Raw genomic sequence first — 1,016 nt, 5'->3', positions numbered from 1 at the left:
CCAAGTGATAAATTTTGTAAGATTATCGAAAACATTACGCCCCTCTTCCACTGCCGCCTCAATCGATGAGAAGTTGTCATCAGTTAGCACCATATCGGAGGCTTCTTTCGCAACTTCTGTGCCACTAATACCCATCGCAATTCCAATATCAGCTTGCTTCAATGCTGGGGCATCATTAACACCATCTCCCGTCATTGCGACAACCCATTGATGAGCTTGCAGTGCCGTCACTAACTGTAATTTTTGTTCTGGTGCAACACGAGCAAAAATCGAGACTTCATGGCAAGCAAGTTTAAACTCTTCATCATTCAATTCATTCAATTGTTGGCCAGTCAATACCGAACCAAATCGTGAACCGGGAGCACTGATGATACCAATTTTCGACGCAATAGCTTGAGCTGTTAGAGCATGATCCCCCGTGATCATTTTTACTTTTACTCCCGCTTTCTGGCAAATTTCAACCGCATGAATCGCTTCTGAACGAGGCGGATCAATCATGGCTTGGAGGCCAATGAATACCAAGTTTTTTTCTGCCTCTTGGTGATTAAAGCGTTGTAGATTTTTTTCCTCTTTATCAACCCACTGCATCGCAAAAGCGAGGACACGTAAACCTTGACTCGCCCATTGAGTAACCTGTTCATTGACTTGTGTAAGATTAAACGCCGTCAAATGTCCTTCTGCAGTTAATTGTTGACGACAGCGACGGCTGATCTGCTCGACCGATCCTTTCAGGTAAATAATATTTCTATCGTCATCAAAATGGTGCAGGGTCGCCATATACTGGCGATCTGATTCAAAAGGAATGGTATCTAAACGCGGATAACATTGTTGGCTATCATGAGTCTCGAACCCTGCTTTCAGAGCACAGGTAATTAAGGCCCCTTCGGTGGGATCGCCCTCAACGAACCAACGCTCGTTTTTTTCTAATAAGCGAGAGTCATTATTCAATAATCCAGCTCGTAGTAAATGTTCAAATGCACAATTTCCTTTCCATCCCTCATCTAGCTCGCCATAAG

1 protein-coding gene is annotated in these 1,016 nt (G+C 43.8%); it reads right to left on the bottom strand.

Translation table 11 applies throughout. The annotated features are described in order from the left end of the window. A partial coding sequence (locus B7C60_RS18230; RefSeq protein ID WP_245868780.1) for a cation-translocating P-type ATPase occupies nucleotides 1-1,016 on the bottom strand: 1,016 nt, incomplete at both ends.

Source organism: Vibrio fujianensis, from assembly GCF_002749895.1.
Lineage (GTDB): Bacteria > Pseudomonadota > Gammaproteobacteria > Enterobacterales > Vibrionaceae > Vibrio > Vibrio fujianensis.
This window is presented reverse-complemented; position numbering and strand designations above follow the sequence as displayed.